Source organism: Mesorhizobium sp. WSM4871 (assembly GCF_055811295.1).
The window spans coordinates 252,956-274,050 of record NZ_JBVVPU010000012.1 but is presented as its reverse complement, the minus strand read 5'-3'; the positions used below and the strand labels follow the sequence as shown (position 1 = coordinate 274,050).

Here is a 21,095-nt window from a genome sequence, read left to right as displayed (position 1 = left end):
CCTTGTGGGGAGGGGCTAGGGGTGGGGGTCCATCGTAAAGCGAAAGCCTTGGCTTTTCATCTGCGATTGCCCTGCCCTTGAGGGGGAGATGGCCGCGAAGCGGTCAGAGGGGGTCGTCTCTCGTAGATCGCCGACGCCATCTTCTGTCGTGAGCGAGGTTGGCGCTCCACGCGAGGCGACCCCCTCTGTCGCCTTCGGCGACATCTCCCCCTCAAGGGGGGAGATTGCGCGACCTACTCGCCCGGATGTTTCGCCGGCTCGGAGTGCGTCCGGCGCACGCGGCGCACGCCCCACCAGACGAGCAGGATGGCCAGCGGCACCGAGGCGGCGGTGACGACTTCCGGCGCGATGGCATGACCGAAGATCGAGGCGCCCTTGGCGAGGTAGCTGATGAGGCCGACGACATAGTAGGAGACAGCGGCGACGGACAGGCCTTCCACCGTCTGCTGCAACCGAAGCTGCAAGCGGGCGCGGTTGTTCATCGACGCCAGCAGGTCGCGGTTCTGCTTCTCGACCTCGACATCGACCCAGGTGCGCAGCAGCGTGGTGGCGCGGGTGAGCTTGCGTGACAGGTTGGCCTGGCGCTCCTCGACCGAGCGACAGGTGCGCATGGCGGGCGCGACGCGCCGTTGCAGGAAGCCGCCCCAGGTGTCGTAGCCGGGCACCGCCTCTTCCTCCAGCGCTTCCAGCCGCTCGACGACGATGCCGTCATAGGCGCGGCTGGCGCCAAAGCGGTAAAGGCTGGAGGCGGCGTCGGCCTCGAGTTCCGCGGCAAGCTCGGTCAGGTCGGCAAGCAGGGTCTGGCTGTCACGGGTCTCGGCCACCTTCATTTCAAGTGTCGTCTGCGCCAGCCTGTCTTCGATGCGGCGGGCGCGGCCCGACAGCGTCAGCGCCAAGGGCAGGCCGAGCATGGCCAGCGTGCGGTAGGTTTCGATGTCGATCAGCCGCTGCGACAGCGCCCCGGTGCGCGCCGGCGTCAGGCCGCGATCGAGCACCAGCATGCGGGTCAGGCCATCGCCATCCTGACGAAAGTCGGTGACGATGGCGGCGTTGCCGCGCTCGACCAGCGAATAACACAGGCTGGTCGGATCGAAGCCGGCGATGAGCCTCTCGCTGGCCTGCGTCCATTTGCGGATTTCGAGCCTGATGCCTGAAATGACTGTTCCCGGCGGCGAAAATCCATTGCCGAAGGGAGAGTCCTCCTGCGCCCTGCCGCTTTCGGAAAGCGGCCCTTCCCACAGATAGGTCGAGAATTCCGTGTGCCGCTCCCAGCGCAGCGAGCCCTGGCCCCATTTCATGGCGTGGTGGCGGGCATGACGGTCGGGCGCGGCGATGCCAAGGCGGCGCGACAGTTCGGACAGCACGGCCATGTCGACGCCGGATCCGCCTTCGGTCATGAAGGAAAGCTGGATCAGAACGCGCGGCTTTTCGACCAGCGGATGCGGCCGGGCGTGGACCTCGCCAAGCGCGCCGGGCCTTCCCTCGTATGCCGGGAAGCCCATGACGCTGCCCTTGGCGCGCGGCTGGAATTCGAGATTGGACGGATCGTCCGACACGGCTGGTCCCCCTCTTTTTGACCCTTCGTGCAATGGCGTCCTCTAGAGACAATCGTCCTGGGACGCAAACAACAAAGTTTAGCCGAGGGCGATACTGCGCCATGGCGTCGAAGCGACCCGATCGGGGCGAATTGGATAAATAATTTGACCAGTTCGCGACACTGGCTTTATCCTGCGCGACACCGGTTCAATTCCCAGGCGCCCCTTTGAGCGACATTTTCTCCAGGATCGAGCATTCGCGCACTGCCGACGAGGTGGTGCAGCAGATCGAAAACCTGATCCTCGAAGGCGTGCTGCGCACTGGCGACAGGCTGCCCGGCGAGCGCGAGCTGGCGCGCCAGTTCGAAGTGTCGCGGCCGATCCTGCGCGACGCGCTCAAGGAGCTCGAAGGTCGCGGGCTTTTGACGACACGGCCCGGCGGCGGCACCCATGTCGCCGATGTCATCGGCCAGTTGTTCACCAAGCCGGTGACGGACCTGATCTCCATGCACCGCAAGGCGGTGACCGACTATCTGGAATACCGCCGCGAGATCGAGGCCGTAGCGGCCGAATACGCGGCGCGGCGCGCCACCAAGGACGATCTGGCCCTGCTCGACCGCATCATGGCGCGCATGGACGAGGCGCACCGGACCGGCGACTTCGACGACGAGGCGGAAATCGATGTCGAGTTCCATCACGCGATCTGCGAATGCGCGCACAATATCATTCTTTTGCACACGTTGCGCGCCTGCTACCGGCTGCTGTCAGAAGGCGTGTTCCAGAACCGGCTTCTGGTGTTCAGCGTGCCGGGCGCGCGCGAGGCGCTTTTGGCACAGCACCGGGCGATCCATGCCGCTGTGAAGGCCGGCGACCCGGCCGCGGCCAGGCAGGCGGCGATGGACCACATCAACTACGTCGAACGATCCATGGCCGAAGCCGAGCGCAGCGGCGACTGGCAGCGCGTGTCACGGCTGAGGCTCAAGCAACGCTCCGACGCCGGCGACAACGTACCGGCACGTAGACATTCCTAAGGACAAGTCGAGACCATCATGAGCGCCATACTCACCATCGCCGATCTCAAGGATCTCGCGCGCCGCCGGGTGCCGAAGATGTTCTTCGACTATGCCGATTCAGGTGCGTGGACCGAAAGCACCTATCGTGCCAACGAGGAGGATTTCGGCAAGATCAAATTCCGCCAGCGCGTGCTGGTCGACATGAGCAACCGCTCGCTGGAATCGACCATGATCGGCGAGAAGGTGGCGATGCCGGTGGCGCTGGCGCCGACCGGGATGACAGGCATGCAGCATGCCGATGGCGAGATGCTGGCGGCGCAGGCGGCGGAAGAATTCGGCGTGCCGTTTACGCTCTCGACGATGAGCATCTGTTCGATCGAGGACGTCGCCTCGGTGACGAAAAAGCCATTCTGGTTCCAGCTCTATGTGCTGCGCGACAAGGATTTCGTGCTGGGCCTGATCGACCGGGCGAAGGCGGCAAAGTGCTCGGCGCTGGTGCTGACACTCGACCTGCAGATCCTCGGCCAGCGTCACAAGGATGTCCGCAACGGGCTTTCGGCGCCGCCCAGGATGACGCTCGCGAACATTGTCGACATGGCCATCCGGCCGCGCTGGTGCCTGGGCATGGCCGGCACGCCGCGCCGTACCTTCCGCAACATCGTCGGCCATGCCAAGGGCGTTGGCGACATGGCCTCGCTGGCGTCGTGGACGACCGAGCAGTTCGATCAGCATCTGTCATGGAAGGATGTCGCCTGGATCAAGGAGCGCTGGGGCGGCAAGCTGATCCTGAAAGGCATTCTCGACAAGGAGGACGCGCTGATGGCGGCCAGGACCGGCGCCGACGCGATCATCGTTTCGAACCATGGCGGACGCCAGCTCGACGGCGCGTCGTCGTCGATCATGGCGCTCGAAGAGATCGCCGATGCGGTCGGCGACAGCATCGAAGTGCATATGGATGGCGGCATCCGCTCGGGCCAGGACGTGCTGAAGGCGCTGTGCCTCGGCGCCAGGGGCACCTATATCGGCCGTCCCTTCCTTTACGGGCTGGGCGCGCTCGGTAAGGAAGGTGTTACCAAGGCGCTGGAAATCATCCGTAAGGAGATGGACATCACACTGGCGCTGTGCGGAAAGCGCCTGGCGACGGACATGGGCAAGGACCAGCTTCGGCGCTAAAGCGCGCCGCGTTTGTACGGAAACATGCGATGACCGCGAGGCTGCCCTATCTTCTTGTTTGACCATCACTTTTCCGAAAACCGGTTTCCACTATATGGGATCATGGTCTAGACTCGTCATGGCATGAGCACTGAAGCGACACAGGCATTGGCCGCATCCGGCATCCACTTCCTCAACGCGCGCGCGCCCGACGGCGTGCGGCTCTATGCGATCGGCGACGTGCATGGCCGGCTCGATCTGCTGGCCGCCATGCATCGAGGGATCGCGGCGGAGATCAGCAAGGAACGGCCGGCCGACTGGCGCGTGGTCCATCTCGGCGACTATGTCGATCGCGGGCCGGCCTCCAAGGACGTCATCGACTTTCTGATCGAGGTGCGGAAGCGCGATCCGCGTTACCTGATGCTCGCCGGCAACCACGATATCGGCTTTCTCGATTTTCTCGATGCCCCCGAACCGGATGGGCTGTTCATGCGCTATGGCGGCATCCAGACCGCGCAGTCCTATGGCGTGGCGCTGCCCCAAGGCAGCGCATGGTTTGGCAGAAGCGAGGCGGCGCTACGCCAAGGGCACGCGGCACTTGTCGAGGCTGTGCCGAAAACCCATGTCGACTTCCTGCGGTCGCTGCCGTTTTCACTGACATTCGGCGACTTCTTCTTCTGTCATGCCGGCATCCGGCCCGGCGTCGCGCTGGAGGAGCAGGACACGCAGGACCTGATGTGGATCCGCGATGTCTTCCACAACCATCCCGGCCTCTATCCGAAGATCGTGGTGCATGGCCACACGCCCGTGCCGGAGGCCGAAGTCATGGCCAATCGTGTCAATGTCGACACGCTCGCCTGGCAATCGGGAAACCTGACCGCGCTCGTCGTGGACGGGGCGGACAAGCGCATTCTGGCGATATCGGGGGAAAAGGGCTAGAGCGGGGAGAACACGTTCAAAAGCTACTGCGTGTGCTCGGTTCAAGCCCGGCAAATCGTATCAGCGAAGCGCGGCGGTAACGCCGTAACCGTCGACGGCGTTGTGGTTGTTGGCCACGTCGCCGGCATAGGTGCCAAAGCCGAAAAGCACGATGGCGGACAGCATGGCAAAGGACAGAAGCGCTGCTTTCACGGACGTCATCTCTGGTTGAGCTTTCTGCATTTGTGCATGAAGACTGTTACGAATCTGTTGAAGAAGCGAGTTACCAAGATCTTTTAAGGTTTCGCGCTTCTAGGCGTTTCCTGTATCGGCCGTGTGTCGCTTCGCGGCGAAAAAAGGTTCATCGCGTTGCGCGGAAGATGCAGAGCGCGCGTCTTCTAGGATGGCAGGCGGACACAAGCCAAGGATGAAACAAGCAGTCCACAGCGGATTTTCGCTCGCGTGCTAAATATGCAACGTCCGGTATGGCAATCGGAGCGCGGCGCCTTGCAGGCGCAAATATCTTCCAAAGCGCGTCGCGTTCGACCGGCCTTATGCGACGCGCTTCAGATTCTTGCTTTTACGCATGTCGCTACCGCAAAACCGCTGCACACTTTTGCGCGACATGCATTAGTCAGATCGTCGCCACCCAGGCGCGGGCGATGGCCAGGCCAGCGGCGTCGGCCAGCGGTCCGTTGCTGGCCATTTCGCCGTCGAGCTTGCCTGCCCAATCCGGATTCCGGGCGGCGATGAGCGGGGCAAAGGACGCGCTCCAGTCGCGAACCATCGGCTGGTCGGCCTCGAAATGGAACTGGAAGCCGTAGACCGCGCGGCCGATGCGGAACGCTTGGTTCTCGGCGACGTCATTGCCGGCCAGCCGCACGGCGTTTTCGGGCAGCACAAACGTATCGTCGTGCCATTGGAAAATGGGAAAGTTTTCGGGCAGCGTTTCGAGCACCGGATCGACCTTGGCATCGGGCGTCAGTGAGACGCCACACCAGCCGAATTCATTGGCCGCGCCGATCCGGTTCTCGCCGCCGAAGGCGCGGGCGACCAGCTGGCTGCCGAGACAGATGCCGAGCACGGCGCGGTCCTTGCCGGCGAAATCGCGGGTCAGTTCGAGCAACGCGGGAAAATACGGATAGTCGTCGTCGGCCAGCGCATTCTGGCCGCCGCCAAGCACCACCATGGCGTCATGCTGGGCGGCGTCCTGCGGCAAGGCTTCGCCCTGATAGGGGCGGCGCAGATCGAGGTCGGCTCCCGCTTCAGCAAGGGCGGCGCCGACCTGGCCAAGGCCGGTGTTGTCGTAATTCTGGACCACCAGCACCCGCATGGAAGAAACCTGCTGACATGTAAATGATGCCACGAGCGATATCATGGCACCGGCGTTTCAGCCAAGATGCGTATTCGGGGAGAAAGCTATGCCACTGCAGAACCGCGTCGATCCGTTCGGCGCCATCCACGCCGTCCCCGAACGCGGCCTGTTCACGGGCAATCGCGGCATCATCCATGACCCCCAGACCAAGACGCTGCTGAAAAAGCGCTGGGCGCTGCAGGCCTGGATCATCTGTGTGTGCCAATTCCGCGATGTCAGGCGCGAGCCGATGGGGCGCAACCGGCCAGGCGGCAAGGCAGGCTGGACCGAGTTGTTCTTCCTCGATGAAGTGACGGCGCTCGCTGCCGGGCATCGGCCCTGCTTCTTCTGCCGACGCGAGCATGCAAGCGACTTCGTCCGGCGCTTTGGCGAGGCTTTCGGCATAGCCAAGCCACGCGCGCCGATGGTCGACAAGCGGCTGCATCGGGAGCGGCTGGCATCGGGCGGGCGACCACCGGCTGTGGATGATCTTGCCGGGCTGCCGGACGGCGCCATGGTCGCGGATGACGCCAAAGTCTACGCGCTGCGCGGCGGCAAGGCATTGCTCTGGTCGTTTGCCGGCTATGACGAAGCGGTGGCGTTCGATCGCTTTGCCGGCCGTCCGCTCGGCCTGCTTACGCCGGCAACAACTCTTTGCGTGCTGAGGCAGGGCTACGAGCCGGTCTGGCATCCCACCGCCGAGGCTTGACGGCAACGGCCGGCTCGCCCATTCCTCGGCGATGCGTGCCAATTACAAGATGCAGCGGCTGTTCGTGCCGGACGACCTCGGACCCGACATCGAGTTCGAGGCGAGCCCGCAGCAAAGCCACTATCTGATGCACGTGCTGCGGCTCCAAGAAGGCGCCGAAATCCTGCTGTTCAACGGCCGCGACGGCGAGTGGTCGGCGGCGATCGCCGCCAAGTCGAAAAAGGCGGTGCGCCTGAAGACACTGGCCCCGCAGCGGCCGCAGCCGCCGTTGCCCGACCTCGTCTATTGCTTTGCGCCGCTCAAGCAGGGGCGGCTCGATTATCTCGTGCAGAAGGCGGTCGAAATGGGCGCCGGCATCCTGCAACCGGTCATCACCCAGCACACGCAAGTGGCAAAGCCCGGCATCGACCGCCTGCGCGCCAACGTCGTCGAGGCGGCCGAACAATGCGGCATACTGGCGGTGCCGGAGTTGCGCGAAGCGGAAAAATTCGAACGCCTGCTCGGCAACTGGGACAGAGAGCGGCGGCTGATCTTCTGCGATGAGGACGCTTCGACCAACAATCCCCTGCCGGCGCTGCAAGTGTTGAGAGAAAGCAAGCTCGGGCTGCTGGTCGGTCCGGAAGGCGGCTTTTCCGAGGACGAGCGCAAGATGCTGCGGGCGCTGCCTTTCGTCACCGCCATTCCGCTCGGGCCCCGCATCCTGCGCGCCGACACGGCCGCGGTGGCCGCCCTTGCGGTGATACAGGCGACGGTGGGCGATTGGTGAGACCGGCCATGAATCAATTCCTCTTGACCTGTGGCTCAGGATTTTTCTCTTGATCGGCTACTGACATTTCGTCCATCTAGCGCCGGCGGCCATCCGGCCGCCTGCAGCGCCGTGCGTCCTTTCGGACGCGCAAAGGCCGCTGTAGCACTTTGATCGGAACTTTCATGGCGCGCGACACAACCGATTTCAGGCCTATCGAAGGCGTCGACGAGCTTGTCGAGCATCTGGCCGAAGGCAACAAGCCGCGCGACAAATGGCGCATCGGCACCGAGCACGAGAAATTCCCGTTCTATGTCGACGGCAACGCGCCGGTGCCCTATGGCGGCGAGCGCGGCATCCGCGCCATCCTCGAAGGCATGCAGGAAAAGCTCGGCTGGGATCCAATCATGGACGCAGGCCGCATCATCGGCCTGGTCGAGCCGACCGGCCAAGGGGCGATTTCGCTGGAGCCCGGCGGCCAATTCGAACTGTCGGGCGCGCCACTGGAAACGATCCACCAGACCTGCCGCGAGGGCAATGCGCATCTGGCGCAGGTGCGCGAGATCGCCGAGCCGATGGGCATCCGTTTTCTCGGCCTCGGCGGCAGCCCGAAATGGTCGCTGGCCGAGACGCCGAAAATGCCGAAGTCGCGTTACGAGATCATGACGCGCTACATGCCCAAGGTCGGCAGCAAGGGCCTCGACATGATGTATCGCACCTGCACCATCCAGGTTAACCTCGACTTCGAGAGCGAAGCCGACATGCGCCGCAAGATGCAGGTGTCGCTGAAGCTGCAGCCGCTGTCGACGGCGCTGTTCGCCAACTCGCCTTTCACCGAAGGCCGACCCAACGGATTTCAGAGCTGGCGCGGCGACATCTGGCGCGACACCGACAATCAGCGCTCCGGCCTGCTGGAATTCTGCTTCTCGCCCGAATTCGGCTTCGCCGACTATGTCGAATGGGCGCTCGACGTGCCGATGTATTTCGTCATCCGCGACGGCCGCTATCATGACATGACGCACGTCACCTTCCGCCAGTTCATGGCGGGGGTGGCCCGCAACGAGATACCGGACGGGCTGCCGACAATGGGCGACTGGGCCAACCATCTGTCGACGCTGTTCCCCGACGTGCGCCTGAAGCGGTTCCTTGAAATGCGTGGCGCCGATGGCGGGCCGTGGCGGCGCATCTGCGCGCTGCCGGCCCTCTGGGTCGGGCTGCTCTATGACGAGGCGGCGCTCGACGCAGCCGAAGCGCTGACCTCGAACTGGACCTATGAAGAGGTGCTGGCGATGCGCGACGCCGTGCCGGAGCAAGGCATTTCGGCGTCCTTCCGCAACACGACCTTGCGCGAGATCGCCCGCGACGTGCTTGTCATTTCACGCATGGGATTGAAGAACCGCGACAAGAAAAACCGCGACGGCTACGACGAAACCTCGTTCCTCAACACATTGGACGAAGTTGTCGCGCGCGGCACCACCAGCGCCGAAGAGCTGCTCTCCGCCTATCATACGCGCTGGGGCGGCTCGATCGAGCCGGTGTTCATGGAGTACGCGTATTAACCGTTCGCTATCCGCTTGGCCGACTGCTCGGCAGAAGTCGCTTCAATCAGTGATGGAAACGAATTAAGTTCTCTCCACGAGGATTTTCCGGAGGAGAAACCAATGCCTTCCTTGTTCGACATTCTGGCGCAGGCCCAGAACGGCAACGGCATGCAGGCGCTTGCCCAGCAGTTCGGGCTTTCGCAGCAGCAGACGCAATCGGCGGTCGAGGCGCTGCTGCCGGCCTTCTCGCAGGGGCTGAAGCGCAACACGTCCGACCCTTATGGGCTCGGCTCCTTCATGACGGCGATGGCCAGCGGCCAGCACGCCAAATATTTCGAAGACGCAAGCCGGGCCTTCTCGCCGCAAGGCGTCGATGAAGGCAACGGCATTCTGGGGCATCTGTTCGGCTCGAAGGATCTGTCCCGCGCCGTTGCCAGCCAGGCCGCGCAGGCGAGCGGCGTCAGCCAACAGGTCTTGCAGCAGATGCTGCCGGCCGTGGCTTCGATGGTCATGGGCGGCCTGTTCAAGCAGACCACAAACCAGATGCAGGCGGCAGGCGGCTTCGGCGGCGGCGGCAATCCGCTCGGCGAGCTCATCGAGCAGATGATGCGGCAGGCGGGCGGTGGCGCCCAGGCTCCACAGCAACGCCAGGCGCCGCAGCCTGCCAGCCCGGCCGACAATCCGCTTGGCAAGGTGCTGCAGGATATGTTCGGCGGTGGCGGCCAGCAGCCGCAAGGCCAGTCCCAGCAGACACAGAACCCGATGGGAGACAATCCGCTCGGCAAGGTGCTGCAAGACATGTTCGGAGGTGGCGCGCAGCAGCCGCAGCGCCAGCCCCAGCAGACGCAGAACCCCATGGGCGACAATCCGCTCGGCAAGGTGCTGCAGGATATGTTCGGCGGCGGCGCGCAGCAGCCGCAGGGACGGACCCAGCAAACGCAGAACCCCATGGACGACAATCCGCTCGGCAAGGTATTGCAGGACATGTTCGGCGGCGGCCAAGGAGGCGGCATGGCTGGCGGACAGCCAGCGCCGCAGCAGCGCCAGGCGCCGCAGCCGGCGCCCAATCCGAGCGGCAGGCCGAGAAACCCATTCGACGATCTGTTCGGCAAGATGTTCGAGACGGGTGCGCAGCAGCGCGACGACTACCAGAAGGGAATGGAGTCGATCTTCGACCAGTTCAAGCAGGGAATGGGTCGGCGGTAGGTTGAGTATATTGAAGAAATGAGCTTAGGCCAGATTGTCACCAACGTCTTGATAATTGCTTCTATACTCGGAGCTGCCTACGCCTTTCTTCGATATGATCTTGTAGACCCAAGAAAGACCCCTAGCTTCCGCGACATTCAAGACGCTCTGAAGCACGGCAAGCCGATTTCATCACAGTGGAAGCCATTCGACGAAGCCAATCGCACCGGATATGGAATTTGGGTCCTGTGCTTTTTGGCTTTCGGGACTTTGATCTTTACTCACGACTGGCTTGCTCATTTCATCGACCAGTTTTGAGCAAAAAAATGCCCGGTCCTCGCGGGACCGGGCAGGATGCAGGCGGCCGGGGGGAAACCGGCAGGGAGTGGGAGCCTGCGATAGTCCTTGGCCGCGTCGCCCCTCAAAAAAAGTTCAACGCGACCGAAACAGCAACGCAATCAGGCCACTTTGCGGGCCAGATCCTCGATGGTGTCGGCGCGGTCGGTGGCGATCGCGCGCAGCCTGACCGTCGGATCGCGGCCGAACGGCACATTGGCGACGTGCAGGTCGGCGCGCGTCAAACCGATATCGGCGAGCTCGGCGTCCGACATCTCGCCGAGGCGATAGAAGGCGCGGCGATTTTTCCAAGCGCGGCAGGCATTGGCGACCGCATTGGCCACGCGCATCGCAACGGCCGGACGCGTGGTGATGCGCGAGGTCTCGGAGGCGAATTCGAACGTAGCCATGTCAATCTCCTTCGGATGCGAACGGGCAAAACCAAGCGTATCGGCGCCGGGAAAAGCGCCGTTCCGGTCCGGATTCACCTGCGTTCATGTGGACAATCGAGAATTTGCCACGGCGCGATTGATTAATCCAACGAATGTTTCTAATCCTAGACATCAACACTAGTGATGGATTGGGCCGATGAAAGCACCTCTCGATCTCGATCAGTTGCAGACCTTCATCTCGATCGCCGACACCGGCAGCTTTACCCGCGCAGCCGAGGAAGTGCACCGCACCCAGTCGGCGGTGTCCATGCAGATGCGCCGGCTGGAGGAGCGGATCGGCAAGCCGCTGTTCGAGAAGGACGGGCGCACCAACAGGCTGACCGAGGAAGGCGACAAGCTGCTTTCCTACGCAAGACGGTTGCTGTTCCTCAACCGGGAAACGCTGGCCGCGTTCGACGACCGACGCCTCGAAGGCACGATCCGCATCGGCACGCCGGACGACTATGCCGATCGCTTCCTGCCCGAGATCATGGCGCGGTTCGCGCGCTCCAATCCGCGTGTCGAGCTGACCGTGATCTGCGAGCCGACGCCGGGGCTGGTCGAGCATATCAAGCGAGGCAATCTCGATCTGGCCTTGGTGACGCACAATGACGCGCATGGCCAATCGGAAGTGGTGCGGCGCGAGCCGTTGCTGTGGGTCACCTCGGCCAACCATGCGACGCATGAGCAGGACGTGCTGCCGATGGCTTTCGGCCGGCCGAACTGCATCTGGCGGCGCGCCGCCGTCGATGTGCTCGACCGGCAGAACCGCGACTATCGCATCCTGTTCACCAGCTTCTCGGCAACCGTCATCACCGCCGCGGTGCTGTCCGGCCTGGCGATCTCGGTGCTGCCAGAATGCGCGCTCAGGCCCGGCATGCGGGTGCTGGGCGACGCCGACGGGTTCGGCGTCCTGCCCGATTGCCGCATCGGCATCATGCGCGGCCAGACATCGCGGCCGGAGATCGTCGAGGCGCTGGCCCGCCATATCTCGGAAAGCCTGGACAATATTTCGGTGCCGCTCGGCGAAGAGGCGGGAAGCTTCGACTTCGCCGCGCTCGCCGTTGCGAAGATGAAGCGGACCAAGCCGAACCAGATCCTGCCGGGCTGGTAAGTTCTCTCTGTTTTAGGCATGGCGTCTTTCCAGAAGCGCCAGGCACCCCCGGCTCAAGCCGAGGGCATGCTTTGGGCGGCTTTATCAGGCGTGGGCGATGGCATGCCCGCTTTGGTCACCGGTCGACAGGCCCGGAAGGGTGAGCAACTGGGTTGTCTCCAGCGGCGGCGACAGCAGGTAACCCTGCAATTGATGGCAGCCCATGCCAACGAGCTGCGCTTTCTGTTCCTCTGTCTCGACACCTTCCGCGGTGACTTCGACCTTGAGGGCGACGGCGAGGTCGATCAAGGCCCGCACGATCGCCGACGAACTGCCGTCGCCGTCGTCGAGGAGGCGCACGAAAGAGCGGTCGATCTTGAGCTTGTCGATAGCATGGCGGCGCAGATAGCTCAGCGACGAATACCCCGTGCCGAAATCATCGAGCACGATGCCGACACCAGACTGCCGCAGGGCAGCCAAAGCCATTCTGGTGGCATTGCTGCTTTCCAGAAGAACGCTTTCCGTGATCTCGATCTGCAGGCGCTCCGGCGCCAGCCCGGTTTCCCTGAGAACGGATGCAACCTGCTCGGCAAAACCGAAATCGCGCAATTGCAGCGGTGACACATTGACCGCCACCCAGGGCAATCTGGTGCCAATGGCGAACCGGCAGGCCTCGTGCAACACCCATTTGCCGAGTTGACCGATCATGCCACGCTCTTCCGCGATGGCGATGAATTGCGCCGGCGGCAAAGCGCCGTGGACCTCGTGCGCCCAGCGGATGAGTGCTTCCGCGCCGAGGATCGTCCTGCCATCGGCTGCAAAGATCGGCTGATACACCAGTTTGATGCCGGTTCCCCCATTCAGGGCATTGCGAAGCTCGCTCTCGACTTTGCGTTTGCGCAGCAGAAGATCGTCCATGTCGCCGGCGAATACCTGATAGCGGCCACGACCGTTCTTCTTGGCCTCGTAAAGAGCGATGTCGGCCTTGCGCAGCAAATCGTCGGAGTCGACATCGGGACCCGACGAGATCGCAATCCCGATGCTGGCGCTGATGAAGACCTGATCGTCCATCAGCTTGAAGGGTTCCTGCAGCCTTTGCAGAAGTTGTTCCGAAATATCCTCGGCGGTCCTGATATCGCGGATATCGATCAGGATCAGGGCGAATTCGTCACCGCCGAGCCGAGCCACCGTATCGATTTCGCGAATTGTTTGCTGAAGCCTGGCCGCGGTCTGGCGCACGAGTTCGTCACCGGCCGGATGGCCAAGCGTATCGTTGACATGCTTGAAGCGGTCGATATCGAGGTAAAGCAACCCGACCCTGGCCTTTTCGCGACTGGCTGTCAGGAGGGCCTGCCGGAGCCTGTCCTCGAAAAGAGCTCGATTGGGAAGACCCGTAAGCGTATCGTGAAAAGCCAGATACTGGGCCTGGTCCTGGCTGGTCTGCAATGCGAATGAGGCCCGGCGAAGACGTCGCAACAGGAATGCCAGCACGCTTGCGGCGAGCAACGCGCCGATGACCAGTGCCGGCCCCGCCTTGCGCACCAGCGTCAGGCCAGGACGCTCCTGGTCCCAGCCGATATAACCCAGAATGACACCATGCGAATCCACCAGCGGAATGGCGGCCGAGCTGATCGGCTGCGACAAGGGCAGCAGATGTGCACCGGCCAGCAGGTACTTCCCGGCGATCTTGCCGATGACGCGATCATTGATGAATTGCACCGAAACATGGAGGTATTCACTGCCCGGCGCCTGGGTGACACGGTCGGTACTCGGTATCAGCGGCATGATGCTGACGATGGCAGGTTCGCCACCGAGCGGCACCAGGTCTTCGGCAATCAATTTGGCGGGGTCGCCAGTCTGGTTTTCTTTCGACGCCTGGCTGATCAGTCGGCGCAGTCTTTCGACGGTAGGTAGCAGGGCGGGCTTGTCCTCGCCATAGGTCGCCGGCGCCACCACCTGTCCTTCACGCATCGCATGGACCGGATTGTTGGCCGCGTCCAGCACATAGACCCGGTCATGTCCGTAGTAGGAATACATCCAGACGCTGATGTTCTCGACCATCCAGTCCTGATTGCCCGCCTTGACGTTGACGACGGCATCGTCCCAGACAGCGATACTTTCCTGCTCGCGCTCCACCGCCGCGATCTGATCCTTAAACCCATTGGCGAAAAAGATTTTCTGGCGTTCGAGGGAGACATGGTCGGCCTGCACAACAGCGTAGAAGCCGAAGCCTACGACCATGGCCAGCGCAAAAGCGGCGAGCGCCAGCACGGTCAGAGTGACGTGGAACGTCAATGGACTGCGGTTTACACGTGCGCTCATGCGTCGTGGGCACCTCCTTGCCGCAGAGTCAACCAAATCAGGCTTAAGATGACGTTATGAGATCAGCCATGACGGGGAACGCCTTGACGCGGGCGGACAACCGCCCCTCAATCGTTCCATGAGCGACGCTGCATCCGAATCACGCACCAACGCCACCGAATACACGGTAAGCGAGATTTCCGGCGCGCTGAAACGCACGGTCGAGGATGTCTTCGGCCACGTGCGCGTGCGCGGCGAAATATCGGGCTATCGCGGGCCGCATTCTTCCGGCCATGCCTATTTCTGCCTGAAGGACGACCGTGCGCGGCTCGATGCGGTGGTCTGGAAGACCACGATGAGCCGGCTGAAGTTCCGACCCGAGGAAGGCATGGAGGTGATCGCCACCGGCAGGCTCACCACCTATCCCGGAAAATCCAACTACCAGATCGTCATCGACAATCTCGAGCCCGCCGGCGCCGGCGCGCTGATGGCGCTGCTGGAGGAGCGCAAGCGGCGGCTGCAGGCCGAAGGCCTGTTCGATGCCGGGCGCAAGCGGCGGCTGCCTTTCATGCCGCGCGTCATCGGCGTCGTCACCTCGCCGACGGGTTCGGTCATCCGCGACATCATCCACCGGATCAAGGACCGGTTTCCGCTGCATGTGCTTGTCTGGCCGGTCAGGGTGCAGGGCGAGACGGCGGGCGCGGAAGTGACCGCCGCCGTCAACGGCTTCAACGCGCTTGCCAGGGATGGCGCCATCCCACATCCCGACCTGTTGATCGTGGCGCGCGGCGGCGGCAGCCTCGAGGACCTCTGGGGTTTCAACGACGAAGCGCTCGCCCGTGCCGTCGCTGCCTCGCGCATTCCGCTGATTTCGGCCGTCGGCCACGAGACGGACTGGACGCTGATCGACCTGGTGGCGGATGTGCGGGCGCCGACGCCGACGGGTGCCGCCGAAATTGCCGTGCCGGTCAAAGCAGATCTCGAAGCGACGCTTGCGGGTCTCGGCGCACGGCTCAAAGCTGCCGTCTCCCGCAATTTCGAACGCAAACGCCAGCTCGTGCGCGCTGCCGCCCGCGCGCTGCCCTCACCCGATCAATTGCTGGCGCTGCCGCGCCGCCGCTTCGACGAGGCAACAAGCCGGCTCGGCCGGGCGCTGTCGGTCAGCATCGATCGCAAGCGGGCCAGGCTGCAAGGACAAAGGCTGACGCCGGCCACCCTGTCGCGACGCATGAACGAAGCCCGCACGCTCACCGGCCGCGATCTCGCCCGCGCGCAAGCTGCGTTCTTCGCCATCGTGCGCGAGCGGCGGGCGCGGTTTTCACGCAACGCGGCGCGGCTGTCGCCCGCGCCGATCGCAAGGCGGCAGAAATTGCAGGCCGATGCACTGACGAGGCTGACGCGGCGACAGGACCAGGCGATTTCACGGCGGCTGGACCGCCTGCGCGGGCAACTGACCCAGGCCGACCGGCTGCTGGCGACGCTGTCGCACAAGGCCGTGCTGGCGCGCGGCTTCGCCCTGGTGAAGGACGCCGACGGAGCGGTCGTCAAGCATGCGGCGGAAGTGGCGCCGGGAATGGCGCTTTCGCTGGAGTTCGCCGACGGCGCCGCGGAGGCCATTGCCACCAGCGGTATGGCACAACCGGCAAGACCGAAGGCAATTACGAGACCGGCCGCCAAATCCAGGGAGCCTGGCAACCAGGGTTCCCTGTTCTGAGCAGCCATGGCTTTTGAACACCTATGACTTCTGTGCACCCATGACCGGCAATCCGCACCAACAGACACCTTCCGGCAGATGGCGCGCAAGAGCGTTCGGCATCGGTTTTGACGGCGCGCCCGGCCGGTTCAACGCCATCACCGACGTGCCCGGTGTCGCCGTGGGTTACACCACGCTGATTATGGGCGACGGGCCGCTGGTGGTCGGTAAGGGACCGGTGCGCACCGGCGTGACCGCTATCCTGCCCAGACCGCACGCCGATCTCGCCACGCCGGTCTTTGCCGGCATGTTCAGCCAGAACGGCAATGGCGAACTGACCGGTTCGCATATCATCGAGGAAACCGGCGCCTTCAATTTTCCGGTCACCATCACCAACACGCATTCCTGCGGCGTCAGCCGCGACGCGACCTTGCGCTGGATGCAGAAGACATTGCCGCAATCGCTCGAAAGCGCCTGGGCGCTACCGGTGGCGGGCGAAACCTATGATGGCTTCCTCAACGACATCAATGGCCACCATCTTGGGGTCGAGCATGTCTTTTCCGCTCTCGATGCGGCCGCAAGCGGGGCGATCGAGGAAGGCAGCGTCGGCGGCGGCACCGGCATGATCAGCTTCGGCTTCAAGGCAGGCTCCGGCACCGCGTCGCGCATTGTCGAATGGCGGGGGAGCAGCTACACGGTCGGCGTGTTCGTGCAGGCAAATTTCGGCAAGCGGCATAATTTGACCATTCGCGGCGTGCGTGCCGGGCCCGATCTCAAGGAGCCGGCGATCCGCGAAGGCACGCCACGCGCCGAAAAGGGCTCGATCATCGCCATCGTCGCCACCGACGCACCGTTCCTGCCACATCAGATGAAGCGACTGGCGCGGCGGGTGCCGCTTGGCGTCGCCATGACCGGCGGGTTCGGCTATCATAGTTCGGGCGATATTTTCCTGGCCTTTTCTACGGCCAACCCGGAGGCGTCGCTGGCGCCGTCAGGGCGCATCGCCAAGGCCGATTTCATCCCCGACAGCGATATCGATCCGTTCTTCGACGCGGTGATCCAGGGGGTGGAGGAAGCGATCCTCAATGCGCTCACCGCCAATGACGACATGACCGGGCGCGACGGCAATTTCGTGCCGGCGCTACCGAAGGCATGGCTCAAGGACAGATTCGGTGCGGGTCCAACGGAATAGGGCCGTACGGGCTGTCAGGCGGGCTTGAAAGCCGCGACCTCTTTCCCCGGATTCGGCATTTCTACTCGGCAGCTTTGCCCGCGTTCTTTTCGTCTTCTTCGGCCTCGGCTGCCTCTTCCAGCCGCGACGCGATGAGCTCCTGGATGTCGCCGACCTCTTCCTGGATATCCTCCAGGGGTATGCCGGCTTCCGCAGCCTTGGCCGCGCACTCCTTCGCAAGGGTCTCGGCCTGCTTCTCGATCCTCTCCGGCGAGGGCTGGCACTGGACCTTTTCGCCGATCCACCCCTGCAAGAACTCGATCGCGTGTTCACTCATACTGCTGTTCCCTGGCGGTCGCCGCATCGGCCCGAAAATCGGAATCGATTTTCGGAAAGCACGATGCGCAAGCTTAAGTTCTTAGAGCGTCCTTTGCGCGTCCAACGGACGCGCGGCGCTCTAACCCCGTTGGTAATCATAAACGTCGCCACCCCGCAAAGGATGCATATTCCATTCCAGCCGAGTCGTCGTCACCCGGCAAGCCAATCTTGTCCAAGCTCCACAGAGCTGATGGAATCGCAGGTTCAAGGAGCACGTTCTGTTCTAGAGGAGACTGGTACCGTTCGCTGGGATCCATGGCGATCCCGCGCTATTGTTTCTATTCGCTTTTTCCCGGTTTTTTAAGACCGACATTTATCACAAAAGGTGTCACAACATGTAGCGCATTTACGGTCGCTCCACGGACGTGAGCCGTCGAAGCCGCCGCTATATAGTGACATCCCCATGCAATGTCGACTCTGCTCGCCATCCTGCTTCCTTCCGCCGCGCCGCACCACAAACTGCCCTCGCCGGTCTTGAGGTCATAGCGGAAGATGCCCGAGCGATTGTCCTCGCCAACACTGTCCGACACGTAGAGCCAGCCTTTGGCTTCATCAACGATCGGATAGGCAAATAGTTTTACATACGCAAACAGCGACCGCTTATCCGCCGAGACTCTCAAGCCAGCCCGAATCGCTCCACGGCGCGCATGATGCCGCGCAGCTCGGCGAGGCCTTTCAGCCGGCCGATCAAGGAGTAACCGGGGTTGATCCTGGTCTTGCCGATATCGTCGGCGAGCAGGTGGCCATGGTCCGGCCGCATCGGAATTTGCCAGTCGGCGCGGCCCTCCTTGCGACGGCGCGCTTCCTCCTGCATCAAGGCGAGGATGACATGCGCCATGTCGGTGCCGCCCTCGAGATGCTCGGCCTCATAGAACGAGCCGTCGTCCTCGATGGTGATGTTGCGCAGATGGACGAAATGGATGCGGTCGGCGAATTCCTTGACCATGGCGACAATGTCGTTGTCGGCGCGCGTGCCGTAGGAGCCGGTGCAGAACGTCAGGCCGTTGGCTGGGCTGTCGACGGCATTGAGGATGAAGCGCGCATCCTCGGCGGTCGAGACGATGCGTGGCAGGCCGTAGAGCGAGAAGGGCGGATCGTCGGGATGGATGCACATGCGCACCCCCTCCTCTTCGGCCACAGGAATGATCTCGCGCAGGAACCAGGCAAGATTGTCGCGCAATTCCTTCGGCCCGATCGCATCGTATTCCGCCAGCGCCTCGCGAAAGCTGTCGCGGTTATAGCTGCGCTCGGTCGCCGGCAGGCCGGCGATGAGGTTGCGCTCGATCTGGTCGATCTTCTCGGCGCTCAGTTCCTTCAGCCGCGCTTCCGCCTCGGCGATGCGGGCGGCGCTGTAGCCTGCCTCGGCATTCCCGCGCTTCAGCACGAACAAATCATAGGCCGCGAAATCAATCGCATCGAAACGCAAGGCATAACCCGTCGTTGGCAGCCGGTAGGCCAGATCGGTGCGGGTCCAGTCGACCACGGGCATGAAATTGTAGCAGATCGTTGCGATGCCGGACTTCGCAAGCGCTCGAATGCTGTCGCGATAATAGCCGGCGTAGCGCACGCGTTCCGGTGCGCCGATCTTGAAGGAATTATGGACCGGGATGCTCTCGACGACCGACCAGGTCAGCCCTGCCGCCTCGATGATCCGCTTGCGCTCCTGAATGCTCTCGAGCGGCCAGGCGCGGCCATCATAGATATCGTGCAGGGCCGAAACCACGCCTGTCGCACCTGCCTGCTTGACATGATCGAGTGTCACCGGGTCGTCCGGTCCATACCAGCGCCAGCACTGTTCCATAAGGCCTCCTAAGTGTGAGACGGCGACCATATTGTTGGACCACAGCGCTGTCAACACGCTGGAATACGCCTCGCATCGACCGTTTCTGGCCTACCGGCAGCACATCGGTTGATTTAATGCCCGTTTGACGGTAGTTCTGGTCCAACAAATATCGAGGAGACAATCCCTTGGAGCAGATTGGTCAGGACCCAGCGGAAGCGACGGAAGATGCCGGGGTCAGCAGCTCGGCCGTCGACCAGACGGTGCGGCAGATCCTCGACCTCATCCGCAATCGCGCCATGTCCGTCGGCGACGTGCTGCCCACCGAACGGGAGCTTTGCGAATTGTTCGGCGCCAGCCGCAACACGATCCGCGAGGCGCTGCGCACCATCCGCACCTATGGGCTGATCGATCCCAAGCCGCGCGTCGGCGCGGTGCTGGCCGATCGCCAGAACGTGGCGATCCAGAATTTTTTCGCCGCGCAGATGGATATCTCGAAGACCTCGTTCCACGACATCCAGGGGTTTCGCCGCATCATCGAAGCGAGCATCGGCGACCATGTCATTCTCAACGCCAGCGCCGCCGAACTCGACGCCCTGGACGAGGTCAACGGCCTGATCGAAACCAGCAAGGATGTTCAGGAGGCGGCACAGCGCGATTTCGATTTTCACCTGGCGCTGGTGAAGCTCGCCGGCAACCGCATGCTGGTACAGACCTATCAGTTCCTCTCGCCAGTCATCCTGCACATCATGACCGTCGGCAAATCCATCCGGCCGATCCTCAGCGAAACACGCCGCGCCCATGGCGAGATCATCGCGGCGCTGCGCGCGCGTGATCGTATCGCCTATAGCTACCTGATGAGCCGACATCTCGATTTCGGCTTGCGCTTCGTTCCCGACGATCTCGAAAACGTCCGCACCTCACCGGCGATCCCGGCGCAGCCGAACCCGGCATCTTCCAAGGATTTGCATCATGTCTGACTTTGAGAACAAGGTTGCGCTGATCACCGGCACGACCGGCATCGCGCTCGCCACCGCAAGCCGTCTGGCAGAAGGCGGCGCCGCGATTATCGCCTGCGGCATCGACCGGGCGGCCAATGCCGCGATGCAGGAAAGCCTCGCCAAAACCGGAGCAAATGCGCTGGTGCAGACCGTCGATGTCTCCGTTTCCGACCAGGTTCGCGACGCGGTCGCGGCCGGCGTCAAGCGGTTCGGCGGCATCGACATCATCGTCAATTCCGCCGCGGTCCATCCGTACGGAACGGCGACGACGACCGACTGGGAAACCTGGAACCGGGCGATGACCGTCAATATCGGATCGATCTACCTGACCGCACATTTCGGCATCCCGGAAATGATCAAGCGGGGCGGCGGCGCCATCGTCAACGTGGCTTCGGTGCAAGGCTTCGCCTGCCAGCAGAACGTCGCGGCCTATGCCACCACCAAGGGGGCCATCCACACGCTGACGCGCTCGCTGGCGCTCGACTACGCGGCGGCCGGCATCCGGGTCAATTCGGTGAGCCCAGGCTCGATCCGCACGCCGATCCTCGAGAAGGCGGCGCGTGGCGACAATGGCAGCGATGCCGACGTCGAAGAGGCCTACAGGCGCTTCGGCGCGGCCCATCCGCTTGGCCGCATCGGCGAGCCGGAGGAGGTAGCGGAGCTCATCGCCTTCCTGTGCTCGGCGAAGGCCGGGTTCTGCACCGGCGCGGACTACAAGATCGATGGTGGCCTGACCGCCGGCATCGGCGTGAAATAGAG

20 protein-coding genes are annotated in these 21,095 nt (G+C 63.2%); 12 read left to right on the top strand and 8 right to left on the bottom strand.

The window, feature by feature from the left end; genetic code table 11:
* Positions 1–233: 233 nt before the first annotated feature.
* Entirely contained in the window at positions 234–1,556 is a 1,323-nt protein-coding gene (locus tag AC0L2H_RS24590) for a DUF3422 family protein (RefSeq protein ID WP_473592654.1), read from the bottom strand.
* Between the two features lie 206 nt (positions 1,557–1,762).
* Between AC0L2H_RS24590 and AC0L2H_RS24585 the strand changes: the two genes are divergently transcribed.
* From AC0L2H_RS24585 to AC0L2H_RS24575, 3 genes are all read left to right on the top strand, one after another.
* Positions 1,763–2,566 (top strand): FadR/GntR family transcriptional regulator, encoded by an 804-nt coding sequence (locus AC0L2H_RS24585; protein ID WP_473592653.1) that lies wholly within the window; start codon positions 1,763–1,765, stop codon positions 2,564–2,566.
* An 18-nt stretch (positions 2,567–2,584) separates the two neighbouring features.
* The gene (locus tag AC0L2H_RS24580) at positions 2,585–3,721 is read left to right on the top strand and encodes an alpha-hydroxy acid oxidase (protein WP_473592652.1); all 1,137 of its coding nucleotides are present in this window, start codon (positions 2,585–2,587) and stop codon (positions 3,719–3,721) included.
* Positions 3,722–3,844: 123 nt separating this feature from the next.
* Positions 3,845–4,639 carry a metallophosphoesterase gene (locus tag AC0L2H_RS24575; protein WP_473592651.1) on the top strand — a complete coding sequence of 265 codons (795 nt, stop codon included), beginning with the start codon at positions 3,845–3,847 and terminating at the stop codon, positions 4,637–4,639.
* Between the two features lie 60 nt (positions 4,640–4,699).
* Here AC0L2H_RS24575 and AC0L2H_RS24570 read toward each other — a convergent pair whose 3' ends face one another.
* Together AC0L2H_RS24570 and AC0L2H_RS24565 are read right to left on the bottom strand one after the other, a co-directional pair.
* Positions 4,700–4,840 carry a hypothetical protein gene (locus AC0L2H_RS24570; RefSeq protein WP_473592672.1) on the bottom strand — a complete coding sequence of 47 codons (141 nt, stop codon included), beginning with the start codon at positions 4,838–4,840 and terminating at the stop codon, positions 4,700–4,702.
* Between the two features lie 412 nt (positions 4,841–5,252).
* The gene (locus AC0L2H_RS24565; protein WP_473592650.1) at positions 5,253–5,951 is read right to left on the bottom strand and encodes a type 1 glutamine amidotransferase; all 699 of its coding nucleotides are present in this window, start codon (positions 5,949–5,951) and stop codon (positions 5,253–5,255) included.
* A gap of 88 nt (positions 5,952–6,039) precedes the next feature.
* Here AC0L2H_RS24565 and AC0L2H_RS24560 point away from each other — a divergent pair, with 88 nt between their 5' ends.
* The 4 genes from AC0L2H_RS24560 (at position 6,040) to AC0L2H_RS24545 (ending at position 10,173) form a co-directional block, all read left to right on the top strand.
* The gene (locus tag AC0L2H_RS24560; protein WP_473592649.1) at positions 6,040–6,681 is read left to right on the top strand and encodes a hypothetical protein; all 642 of its coding nucleotides are present in this window, start codon (positions 6,040–6,042) and stop codon (positions 6,679–6,681) included.
* A gap of 31 nt (positions 6,682–6,712) precedes the next feature.
* A complete protein-coding gene (locus tag AC0L2H_RS24555) occupies positions 6,713–7,447 on the top strand; it encodes a 16S rRNA (uracil(1498)-N(3))-methyltransferase (protein ID WP_473592648.1) in 735 nt (244 codons plus the stop codon).
* A 164-nt stretch (positions 7,448–7,611) separates the two neighbouring features.
* On the top strand, positions 7,612–8,985 hold the full coding sequence (locus AC0L2H_RS24550) for a glutamate--cysteine ligase (protein WP_473592647.1): 1,374 nt from the start codon (positions 7,612–7,614) through the stop codon (positions 8,983–8,985).
* Positions 8,986–9,087: 102 nt separating this feature from the next.
* A complete protein-coding gene (locus AC0L2H_RS24545; RefSeq protein ID WP_473592646.1) occupies positions 9,088–10,173 on the top strand; it encodes a DUF937 domain-containing protein in 1,086 nt (361 codons plus the stop codon).
* Positions 10,174–10,610: 437 nt separating this feature from the next.
* Here the strand turns inward: AC0L2H_RS24545 and AC0L2H_RS24540 are convergent, their stop codons facing one another.
* Positions 10,611–10,898, bottom strand: a complete 288-nt coding sequence (locus AC0L2H_RS24540; protein WP_473592644.1) for a DUF1127 domain-containing protein — start codon at positions 10,896–10,898, stop codon at positions 10,611–10,613.
* A 178-nt stretch (positions 10,899–11,076) separates the two neighbouring features.
* Between AC0L2H_RS24540 and AC0L2H_RS24535 the strand changes: the two genes are divergently transcribed.
* Positions 11,077–12,033, top strand: coding sequence for a LysR substrate-binding domain-containing protein (locus AC0L2H_RS24535; protein ID WP_473592643.1), 957 nt, complete (start codon positions 11,077–11,079; stop codon positions 12,031–12,033).
* An 84-nt stretch (positions 12,034–12,117) separates the two neighbouring features.
* Here the strand turns inward: AC0L2H_RS24535 and AC0L2H_RS24530 are convergent, their stop codons facing one another.
* On the bottom strand, positions 12,118–14,334 hold the full coding sequence (locus tag AC0L2H_RS24530; RefSeq protein ID WP_473592641.1) for a bifunctional diguanylate cyclase/phosphodiesterase: 2,217 nt from the start codon (positions 14,332–14,334) through the stop codon (positions 12,118–12,120).
* 118 nt (positions 14,335–14,452) lie between these two features.
* Here AC0L2H_RS24530 and xseA point away from each other — a divergent pair, with 118 nt between their 5' ends.
* Both xseA and AC0L2H_RS24520 read left to right on the top strand, forming a co-directional pair.
* On the top strand, positions 14,453–16,027 hold the full coding sequence (gene xseA, locus AC0L2H_RS24525; protein WP_473592639.1) for an exodeoxyribonuclease VII large subunit: 1,575 nt from the start codon (positions 14,453–14,455) through the stop codon (positions 16,025–16,027).
* Positions 16,028–16,067: 40 nt separating this feature from the next.
* Positions 16,068–17,198, top strand: a complete 1,131-nt coding sequence (locus AC0L2H_RS24520; RefSeq protein WP_473592670.1) for a DmpA family aminopeptidase — start codon at positions 16,068–16,070, stop codon at positions 17,196–17,198.
* Between the two features lie 61 nt (positions 17,199–17,259).
* Here the strand turns inward: AC0L2H_RS24520 and AC0L2H_RS24515 are convergent, their stop codons facing one another.
* The 3 genes from AC0L2H_RS24515 to uxuA form a co-directional block, all read right to left on the bottom strand.
* Positions 17,260–17,514: a hypothetical protein gene (locus AC0L2H_RS24515; protein WP_473592638.1), complete on the bottom strand. Its 255-nt coding sequence runs from the start codon at positions 17,512–17,514 to the stop codon at positions 17,260–17,262.
* 319 nt (positions 17,515–17,833) lie between these two features.
* Entirely contained in the window at positions 17,834–18,175 is a 342-nt protein-coding gene (locus tag AC0L2H_RS24510) for a hypothetical protein (protein WP_473592637.1), read from the bottom strand.
* Positions 18,172–19,356 (bottom strand): mannonate dehydratase, encoded by a 1,185-nt coding sequence (uxuA, locus tag AC0L2H_RS24505; protein ID WP_473592636.1) that lies wholly within the window; start codon positions 19,354–19,356, stop codon positions 18,172–18,174. The genes AC0L2H_RS24510 and uxuA overlap by 4 nt, the downstream gene beginning before the upstream one ends.
* 167 nt (positions 19,357–19,523) lie before the next feature.
* Between uxuA and AC0L2H_RS24500 the strand changes: the two genes are divergently transcribed.
* The gene (locus tag AC0L2H_RS24500; protein ID WP_473592634.1) at positions 19,524–20,315 is read left to right on the top strand and encodes a FadR/GntR family transcriptional regulator; all 792 of its coding nucleotides are present in this window, start codon (positions 19,524–19,526) and stop codon (positions 20,313–20,315) included.
* Complete coding sequence (locus AC0L2H_RS24495) at positions 20,308–21,093, top strand: SDR family NAD(P)-dependent oxidoreductase (RefSeq protein ID WP_473592633.1); 786 nt, start codon at positions 20,308–20,310, stop codon at positions 21,091–21,093. Before AC0L2H_RS24500 ends, AC0L2H_RS24495 begins: the two co-directional genes overlap by 8 nt.
* The last annotated feature ends 2 nt before the right edge of the window (positions 21,094–21,095 follow it).

What these genes read in the sequence shown, in the direction of transcription:
- AC0L2H_RS24580 (WP_473592652.1), top strand. Translation starts at nt 2,585, where the DNA reads ATGAGCGCCATACTCACCATCGCCGATCTCAAGGATCTCGCGCGCCGC.
- AC0L2H_RS24575 (WP_473592651.1), top strand. Translation starts at nt 3,845, where the DNA reads ATGAGCACTGAAGCGACACAGGCATTGGCCGCATCCGGCATCCACTTC.
- AC0L2H_RS24570 (WP_473592672.1), bottom strand. Translation starts at nt 4,840, where the DNA reads ATGACGTCCGTGAAAGCAGCGCTTCTGTCCTTTGCCATGCTGTCCGCC.
- AC0L2H_RS24565 (WP_473592650.1), bottom strand. Translation starts at nt 5,951, where the DNA reads ATGCGGGTGCTGGTGGTCCAGAATTACGACAACACCGGCCTTGGCCAG.
- AC0L2H_RS24560 (WP_473592649.1), top strand. Translation starts at nt 6,040, where the DNA reads ATGCCACTGCAGAACCGCGTCGATCCGTTCGGCGCCATCCACGCCGTC.
- AC0L2H_RS24555 (WP_473592648.1), top strand. Translation starts at nt 6,713, where the DNA reads ATGCGTGCCAATTACAAGATGCAGCGGCTGTTCGTGCCGGACGACCTC.
- AC0L2H_RS24550 (WP_473592647.1), top strand. Translation starts at nt 7,612, where the DNA reads ATGGCGCGCGACACAACCGATTTCAGGCCTATCGAAGGCGTCGACGAG.
- AC0L2H_RS24545 (WP_473592646.1), top strand. Translation starts at nt 9,088, where the DNA reads ATGCCTTCCTTGTTCGACATTCTGGCGCAGGCCCAGAACGGCAACGGC.
- AC0L2H_RS24540 (WP_473592644.1), bottom strand. Translation starts at nt 10,898, where the DNA reads ATGGCTACGTTCGAATTCGCCTCCGAGACCTCGCGCATCACCACGCGT.
- AC0L2H_RS24535 (WP_473592643.1), top strand. Translation starts at nt 11,077, where the DNA reads ATGAAAGCACCTCTCGATCTCGATCAGTTGCAGACCTTCATCTCGATC.
- AC0L2H_RS24530 (WP_473592641.1), bottom strand. Translation starts at nt 14,334, where the DNA reads ATGAGCGCACGTGTAAACCGCAGTCCATTGACGTTCCACGTCACTCTG.
- xseA (WP_473592639.1), top strand. Translation starts at nt 14,453, where the DNA reads ATGAGCGACGCTGCATCCGAATCACGCACCAACGCCACCGAATACACG.
- AC0L2H_RS24520 (WP_473592670.1), top strand. Translation starts at nt 16,068, where the DNA reads ATGACCGGCAATCCGCACCAACAGACACCTTCCGGCAGATGGCGCGCA.
- AC0L2H_RS24515 (WP_473592638.1), bottom strand. Translation starts at nt 17,514, where the DNA reads ATGAGTGAACACGCGATCGAGTTCTTGCAGGGGTGGATCGGCGAAAAG.
- uxuA (WP_473592636.1), bottom strand. Translation starts at nt 19,356, where the DNA reads ATGGAACAGTGCTGGCGCTGGTATGGACCGGACGACCCGGTGACACTC.
- AC0L2H_RS24495 (WP_473592633.1), top strand. Translation starts at nt 20,308, where the DNA reads ATGTCTGACTTTGAGAACAAGGTTGCGCTGATCACCGGCACGACCGGC.